The 8,492-nt window shown below is 67.4% G+C and carries 4 protein-coding genes and 1 pseudogene; 3 read left to right on the forward strand and 2 right to left on the reverse strand.

Annotation, left to right across the window (positions count from 1 at the left end):
- Positions 1-167 precede the first annotated feature (167 nt).
- A complete protein-coding gene (locus VGX25_RS08695; protein WP_326917114.1) occupies positions 168-3,191 on the forward strand; it encodes an AfsR/SARP family transcriptional regulator in 3,024 nt (1,007 codons plus the stop codon).
- 230 nt (positions 3,192-3,421) lie between these two features.
- Here VGX25_RS08695 and VGX25_RS08700 read toward each other — a convergent pair whose 3' ends face one another.
- Entirely contained in the window at positions 3,422-4,228 is an 807-nt protein-coding gene (locus tag VGX25_RS08700) for an SAM-dependent methyltransferase (RefSeq protein ID WP_326917115.1), read from the reverse strand.
- A gap of 1,425 nt (positions 4,229-5,653) precedes the next feature.
- On the opposite strand from VGX25_RS08700, the gene VGX25_RS08705 reads away from it, so the two are divergent.
- Positions 5,654-6,271 carry a GNAT family N-acetyltransferase gene (locus VGX25_RS08705; protein ID WP_326917116.1) on the forward strand — a complete coding sequence of 206 codons (618 nt, stop codon included), beginning with the start codon at positions 5,654-5,656 and terminating at the stop codon, positions 6,269-6,271.
- A gap of 422 nt (positions 6,272-6,693) precedes the next feature.
- A complete protein-coding gene (locus tag VGX25_RS08710; RefSeq protein ID WP_326917117.1) occupies positions 6,694-7,125 on the forward strand; it encodes a hypothetical protein in 432 nt (143 codons plus the stop codon).
- Positions 7,126-7,207: 82 nt separating this feature from the next.
- Here VGX25_RS08710 and VGX25_RS08715 read toward each other — a convergent pair.
- Positions 7,208-7,961 (reverse strand): annotated as a pseudogene (locus VGX25_RS08715) (IS110 family transposase); the annotation flags it as partial.
- Positions 7,962-8,492: the final 531 nt, after the last annotated feature.

Consider the following 8,492-nt stretch of genomic DNA (forward strand, 5'->3'; position numbering starts at 1 on the left):
CGGGGCCAGCCGACCAAACGGGTTTCAAACCGCCTTCAACATGCCTGACACGATCAGTAACAATTTGGTATCGTACAGTGATCATGGCCACATGCTCGCGAGTGCCGGACGACACTGCAGAACAGACCACACAGAGATTCCAAAGCACCAGCGAGGGAGTCCTGGCGGTGCAATTCCACATCTTGGGACCGGTCGGCCTAGAGATCGGCGGCCAAATGGTGCAGCTAGGCGCTACCAAGGTCCGCGGCGTCCTCGGCATACTGCTGCTCTCACCCAACACTCCGGTCGCGGTCAGCACCCTGGAAAGGCGACTATGGGACGAGCCCGCACGCAGCATAACTGGTCAAAAACCGGTCAAAGGCCGAGACCTTCCACCGAATCCGTACAAGACGTTGCAGATATATGTGACGAGGCTGCGCGCCGCGCTCAAGGAGGCCAATTCACCGGCGACATTGACCACCGAGAGCCGCGCCTACCGGCTCAACGTCGACCCGGCAATCGTCGACTACCACCGGTTCCGGGCGCTCGCCGCCGAGGGACGCCGAGCCGCTCAGCAAGGCGACCAGGATCGCGCGGGCACCGCCTTCGCCGCCGCGATAGATCTGTGGCAAGGGCCGCCGCTGGCAGATCTCACGACAGCGTGGGCACAGGCGCAGCGTGACACCCTGGTGAACCAAGATCTGCTGCCCGCCTGGTACGGGTTGATCGACGCCGACCTGGCCCTCGGCCGCCATGAACTCGCGCGCGAACGGCTTCGTCCATTGCTACGCGAGCATGACACAGACGAGACACTCGCCGGACAATGGATGCGCGCGATAGCCGTGGTCGACGGCCCCGACAAACTGCCCGGCTTCTTCCGCGCGTTCAGCGAGCGGGTCCGCGCAGCGCTCGACACCGATCCCGGCGAACAGCTGGTCCGCCTCTACGACCGCCTGACCCGGCACGAGCCACCCACCATGGCCGCCATCGCTCCAGCCAACCGCAAGCCCCGGCCCACGCCGCGCCTGCTGCCGCGCCCGACCCCGTACTTCACCGGCCGCGAGGACGTTCTGTCCCACCTGGACACTCTGCTGCTCCACACCGACTCCCCTCCGGTCGTCGCCATCGACGGACCGCCCGGCATCGGCAAGAGCGCGCTCGTCGCCCACTGGGCCAGCCGACATCCGTTCCCGACCGGAACGCTCTACGCGGACCTCAGCGGTCACAGCCTGACGGAACCCGTTGCGCCCGCGGCGGTTCTGACCGCCTTCCTCGGCGCGCTCGACGTCCCACCCGATCACGTGCCCTCGGATGTGCGGGCTCAGGTCACGCTCCTGCGCCAGCTCCTGGCGGACCACCGACCATTGATCGTCCTCGACAACGTCCGAGACTCCGACCACGTCCGGCCGATCCTCGCCGCGACCGGCTCGTGCGCGGTGCTCGTCACCAGCCGGCAGCAGCTCACGGGCCTTGTGCACCGCGACGGCGCGCATCGCATCATGCTGCCCAGACTTGCCCGAGACGATTCCGTCACACTTCTCCGCCGCCGCATCGGAGACGCTCGAGCCGCACAGGACCCACGCGCCGTCGACGATCTCGTCTCCCTGTGCGACGGACTGCCGCTCGGCATACGGATCGCCGCGGAGCACGTCGCGGGCCGCCCCGACGTTCCCCTCCATGACCTCGTCGTCCAGCTGCGCCGCCAGCGGCGGATCCTGCTGGACGCCGGCAGCCAAGGAGACGACGACACGGTCACCCTGCGCGCGGTGTTCTCATGTTCCTACGACGCGCTGGTACCTGAGGCCAGGCGGCTGTTTCGGCTTCTGGGCCTGCACCCCGGCATCGAGTTCAGCGCCCCCGCGGCCTCGGCCCTCGCCGACCTGCCGCTCGCCCGTACCGAACAGCTGCTCGACATCCTGCTGGGCGCGAACCTCGTCGAGCAGCGCGCGGCCGACAGATACCGACTTCACGACCTCATTCACCTGTTCGCCGCCGAACTGGCCGCCGCGGAAGATCCTCAGACACGCCGCGCGACCATCCATCGATTGCTCGACTGGTACTTGAGTAGCGCGATCAACGCGGCGCGGCAGGCTGACCCGAACCGGGTCGAGGTCCCACCGCTCCCCATCACCTCCGGAATTGAGCCACAGCGATTCCACGATGCGCAGGAAGCTCTCCGTTGGGCCATTGCGGAGAGACCTAATCTGCTGGCCGCCGTCCGGTATGCGGCCAGCGAGGATTTCCACGAGCATGCCTGGCGGTTGGTCGGCGATTTCGACGATCTCCTGCACCGTTACGGAGATCCACGCGAGCTTCTCGAGGTTCACCATATTGCACTGGAATCCGCGCGAGCGGTCAACTCCAAGGAGGGTGCGGCCGGACTCCTCAACAACCTCGGCTTCACCTACTACTTTGCCAAGGAATACACGCAGGCAGCCCGCTACCTTCGAGAGGCCCACCTTCTTTACCGGGAGCTCGGCGACACATACGGTGAAGCCATGGGCCTCATGAACATCGCGACCACGGCTATCGAGCTGGGCGAACTGCGTTCGGTCGTAAAGATGTACGAAAAGGCCATCGCGCTATTCGACAGGATCGGCCACAAGGCCATGAAAGCGCACGCGTACCACCGGCTCGGCGACGCGTACCGCAGAATGGAGCAGTACGACAGCGCTGCCAAGTGCTATCAGACGGCATTGCGCCTGCGCCAGGAGCTCGACCACCCCCGGCAGGCGGACACGCTGACCGCCATAGGCGAGCTACATTTGACGCTGGGCGACCTGATGCCGGCCATGGCCTACCTCGAGCAGGCGCTCATATTCCACCATCGCGCCCTGGACGAGCGCAGAACAGCGGAAGCCCTCGAGGCGCTGGCGACCGTATACTTTCGCCTCAACCGCTTTACGGACGCGATTCCACGAGCCGCCGAAGCCGCTCGGCTGTACCGCGCAATCAACGAGCCCCATGGCCAGGCCAGATCCCTCAATCTCCTCGCCGAGGCCTATCACGCGGTCGGGGACTACTCAGCGGCCCGAGCGCACTGGAGCAACGCTGCCACGCTCTTCCGCGAACTGAACCATCCCGACGCCGACATGGTGGAACGACGCCTGGCGCGAATGAGCGATGCCGACAGCCCGATACCCGAACCACGGACAACCCCGCTCACGCCCCGGGCAGCCCAGCCGACCGGTACCGATCGCCCGCCGGCATAGGCTCTCCATCAGATCGGAGACGGCCAGGGAGGACACGCGATTGCTAAGAGAGCGCCAGGTCCGACCATCCAGACCACGGCCAGAGCCAAACCCAACAGCAACGACTTCACCGAGCGCCGTGCGCGGCTGATGATCATGGCGTGGATCTTGTCACACGGACGGGGGACGCCGTTGCGGGGGTGGCAAAGTCTACAGTGGCCCGTCCAAGCGGGCGGGCCAGCTGGTCGAGCCTACGGCTTGCGGCCCACGGCGGCCCACATGAAGGCGAGCTCGGGGTTGGCGACCTCCATGCCGGGGTCGGGCCGCCACTCCGGAGTCCACACCAGACCGGGTGCCACGAGGTCGGTGCCGGTCAGGAACGCCTCGACCTGCTCGCGGGGACGACCGCCGCCGGGGTTGCCGCTTTGGCTCATCATCCGCCAGCCGTCCAGCGACCGCTGCACCTCGACCAAAGCTCCGTGGGAGATCGCCAGGTGGCTGCCCGACGACATGGCGTCGACGTAGCGGGCCACCGCCTGCCAGGGGTCGGCCGAGTCCGGGATGTAGTGCAGCACGCCGACCATCAGTATCGCCATCGGCTCACTGAAATCGAGCAACTGCTGTACCGGTTCGGACGTGAGCACGGTATCGACGTCGAGCAGGTTGGCCAGCACGACGCCGGTCCGGTCGTTGCCCTCGAGCATCAGCTCACTGTGCGCCACCGCGATCGGCTCGTTGTCGACATAGACCACCCGACATTCCGGCGCCAACTGTTGGGCGATCTCGTGCACATTACCGACCGTGGGAATGCCCGACCCGAGATCGAGGAACTGGCGTATCCCTTCCCCGACGCAGAACCGCACCGCCCGGCGTAGATATGCCCGGTTGTGCTGCGCCGCGCCCTCCGCCTCGGGAATGACCGCCAGCAGTTTCTCGGCGAAGTCCCGGTCCGCCTGGAAGTTACACGCCCCGCCGAGCAGGTAGTCGTAGATCCGCGCGACATTGGGCCGGTCGACATCGACTCCGGGCGCTAGCCAATACGGCGGCTCACTCGGCATGCGCCCACCCTAGTAGGTTGGCAATCGTCGAGCTCACCACGACCCCGACGGACCTATCGGGATCTTGACCTTGTCGGGCCGGTCGGCGTCGGAACCACACAGCACCGACCGGCCCGCACGCTCCCCCGGCTGGACTCGAACCAGCAACCCTTCGGTTAACAGTCGGGGGTGGCCCCACGGTCACTGGCCTCTACCAGCACTGTTGTTTCCTCCGTTGCCGCATGGTAGCCCACAGCCACCCCAGTCAACGGCATGTGATGCCACGAAGGATGCCATGCGAAGTCGGCCAATCAACATGCCGTGGCTGCCCCTCGGCGGCAAGCGGACCCGCGGGAAGCTGCGATCTCTCGCTCTGAGGTGTCCCGCGCGTTGGATGTGGCGCTCAGTGCTTCGACCCGGCGCAAGTACTGCCGCTCGACCGCGTCGGGCAATGCGTCACGTCCCACAGGGCACCAACGCATCGAACCCGCGGGCCCGCCAGTCCCGGTTCCAGCGGTCCACCGTCTGCCGGGACACCCGGATCCGCCGCCCGAACGGATCGGTGTGCCGCGCTCGGCGATCTTGCGCACCATCCGGCCACGGGTCTTCATCGAATGCGCCGGATCGGCCGCTTCCCGAGTCAGTTGGTACCGGCACATCCCCGATCACCCAGGACCGCCCAGCCCGCGCCGCCTGCTCATCCCGTCCGCCACCGACGGCCTTCCCCTCGCTTGTTCCACAAGGGCAAGCGCACAGGATCATGACAAGATCGTCGCCGTGGCACGGTCAACCGTGTTGATCCACTCGGTGGCCAGCCCGGCGCCAACAACCGCCCACCCCGACAACGCCGCCACCCAACTCCTACGGCGACACCACGGCATTCCGAACGGACCGGCAGCGACCATCGCCGTCGCATCGATCACGGCCAACGCATCGGCCCACCGGCTCCCAGCCGACCCCGGCATCACCGGGTCAGCGGCAGCGCCCGCAGCCACACCGTGAACAGCTCCAGCACCGCCTCTGCCCGTTCGGCGAACCGGCGCAGCCACCCCTATCGGCACCGTGAACGTTGTCGCTCATCCCAATGTGACCGCCTGCTCGATCGCCGCACCGACGGTCACATCGTTGCGCTGACCCCGACGCAGCGGGTCGTGTCCGAACCTCGCTCCGGACGAAGTCCGGCGCGTGCCTGATCGCGCTGTCGGAGGGCCACGACCACGCTGCAAGCCATGTGCAACGCTATGCGGTGCGTGCGAATGTCCGCTGAAAGCACGGGTAGGACGAGATTGGCGGACGACAGCAGTCCGAAGCCCCGAGCCCGGCGCGGAATTGTTGCTATAGACAACAAAGCGGCGCTGCCGTCATGGTCTCGACCTTGCGGTGTCTTCCAGGGTGTACGTAGAGCGTCCGGACAACGCATGGGCGCCCGCCGTTCCGGAGCAGGCGATGAAGATCGACTCGCCGACATTGATACGGGAAGCGACGCGTGCCGACGCTACGGCCATCGGCACGGTACACGCCGCGGCCTGGCAGACTGCGCACCGCGACGTCTTCGAAACCGACTGGCTAACGAAACTCGCGGAGCAGCGACGTACCCGGTGGACCGACGTACTGACGGCCCGCGAGTTCGCCCGGACCACGCTGTTGGTCGCTGAGCACGGCGATCACATCGCTGCCTTCACCCACGTCGGGCCGCACCGAGACCAGCCTCGCGACGCCGAGCTCTACGACCTGTACGTGCACCCGTCGCTCTGGGGCCGTGGCCTAGCCACCGCGCTCCTCGACGCTGCCTGGGACCGGCTGGCCGACGCCGGTTATCCGAGGACGCGAGTGTGGACGTTGGCCGGGGCCACCCGCGCCCGCGCGCTCTATACCCGGTTCGGCTTCACCCTCACCGAACGGACCCGGGAACGCGACCACGGCGACGGCCGCCCAGTGCTGGAAATCGAGTACGCCCGCGCAGTGCACGCGGTGCCGGCACCCCGGCTTCCGGGCGCAGCCGATGCGCGGCCCACACCACGCCGACCGGCCCCACCGCACCCACCAGCCAGTGTTGGGCGCTGATCTACGGTAACCGGACAGTCCGCCACGCCCCAGCGCCACGTCACCCGGGCGCTGCGCACCGCGCGGGAGGGCCTGACCGACAGCCGCCGCGTGGTGTATGGGCGCTGCGGGCCCAGGCGCTCGACGACTCCGCGCTGCGGCACCTGGCCGGCGGGATGGCGCAGGACACCGGATCAGGGTGTGGACCCTGGTCGCCGAACCGCCGCTGGTGCTGCCGGCCGAGACGCAGACCGCCTTGCTGTGCGTCGCCGGCGAGGTGCTGTCCAACGTGCCGGCATGCCGACGCGCACCGGGCGACCTCACAGCGGCAGCGGGCTGGTCGGCATGCGGGAGCGGCTGGCGGGTGTCGACGGCACCCCGGACCGTGGAGACATCTCCGAACAGGCACCACGGTCGCCGCCACCGTGACGACGGAGCACAAGATGACCGACCACCTCCGCGTGCTGATCCCGACGACCACCGCGTCGTGCGACGGCCTCCGCGCCATGCTGGCCGCCGTCATCCTGCTGGATCTGCGGAAGCCCGACGTCGATGACGCCACCGCGACCGACCGGATCCGCTCACACGACCTGCGGGCAAGGATCCTCGTCCTGACCACCCACGACCCGATAGAGACATCAACCGCGCCATTGACGCCGGCGCAACCAGCTATCTGCTCAAAGGACCCCGTGCACCAGCTCTTCGTCGCCATCCGCTTCGCCGCTCGCGGCGAAGCGAACCTGTCCCCCACCATCGCCACCCGGGTGCGGAATTGGATGCTCGCACCGAGCCCCGGGATGCTCTCCGGCCGGAATCTCGAGGTGCCCACCGCCGTCGCATATGAACTGTCTAATGGGACACCACTGTACCCGTAACGGCGCATGGCGAACGCCGTCCCCCTTTGATGAACCGCACATCCGATATCGGCTATTCCTATGTGGACAGACGTGCGCAGTCCGCAAGGTGGATTTTCAGCTCGCCGATCTGGCGGTTGAGCTCGCCGATGATGCCCGCCTGCACACGGTGGTGGCGGCGAAGGCCGCGGCGGTAGGGTTGGCTGCGGCCAGGTGCTCGGTGCGCAACGCAGCCTGGATCTGGCGGGCTCGCGCCTCGACGTTGCGCTGCCGCCCGCCCGACGCAGCGCCGCGGAGATCTGCGGCAGGGTCAGCCGGGCACCCTCAGCCGGGGGATCCGACCCAGCACAGCCAAGGCGTCGCGACCGGACAGGTCAGCGAAGGCCTGCAGGGGCGCCCGGGTAGTATCCGCGCAGCGCATTGGTGTGCAGGGTGCGCGCCCAGATCAAACTCTGGGCGCGGGCGAACACCTTGATCGTCGCCGCCTGCGGGCTGTCTCCGGCGATCGAGCGGTGGTTGTGGCGGTCGGTGCGGCCAGGTCGGCTAGCAGCTTGGCATCCGCAGCGTCGAACTTCGCCCCCGATACGTGATGGCGATCGCGGGAGCGGGCCACTGCCAGCGGATTGACCGCATAGACCTGGTAACCGGCGGCGACCAGCGCGTCCCCCACAGGCCGCGATCGGCCTCGAGGCCGCCCGCCACTCCGCCCGGCCCCTGGCCTGCCCGGCAAGCAGTTCGTGCAGCACGCTGATCCCGGCCAGCCCCGCCGGCAGCCGCGCCGCCAGCCGAGCACCAACAGCGTCCATCACATACATGTCATGGTGATCCTCAGCGCAGTCATTACCCAAAAAGATCATCGATGGTGACCCAAATGGCCGTGCCGCCCGGCGGGCTGCCGTCCACGGCTACGACGTTTCCGGCGGAATGATCATGGCGGCGATCGCCACCAGTGCGGATCTGGCAAGTTGTCTGCGCCTCATCGCGTCACACCCCTCGTTGGGTTGCGGATCTCCCAGGCAGGGAGTCGCCGGCACCTGACTGACAGTTACCGGTCCGCCTCGATGCGCGCGAATCTCCCTGTGCGTATCGTGCGTAACACACAAGATTCAAACCGGTCACGGAAACCATTACCCATAATCGTCCAGACCGATTAGCCCTGTTGTCGCAACAAATCCGGCTTCCCGCGGCGCCCGCGGCCAGACATGATAATCGCTGCTGTGCGGTCGGCCGGCTTTGGTCGGGTGGTTATCGCGGGAGTAGCGGTTTGATGCTCGCGCCGGTCTCGGCGGCGGCGGCCGCCGGGTCGCGCCGGTGCGTGAGGACCTGCTGCTGCATGGTGGTGATCGCCTGGGAGATCTGCGGGTACCGGGTGCCGTAGACGTTGCGTG

This window comes from Actinophytocola sp., assembly GCF_035942955.1.
In the GTDB taxonomy this organism is placed as follows: Bacteria; Actinomycetota; Actinomycetes; order Mycobacteriales; family Pseudonocardiaceae; genus DASYTH01.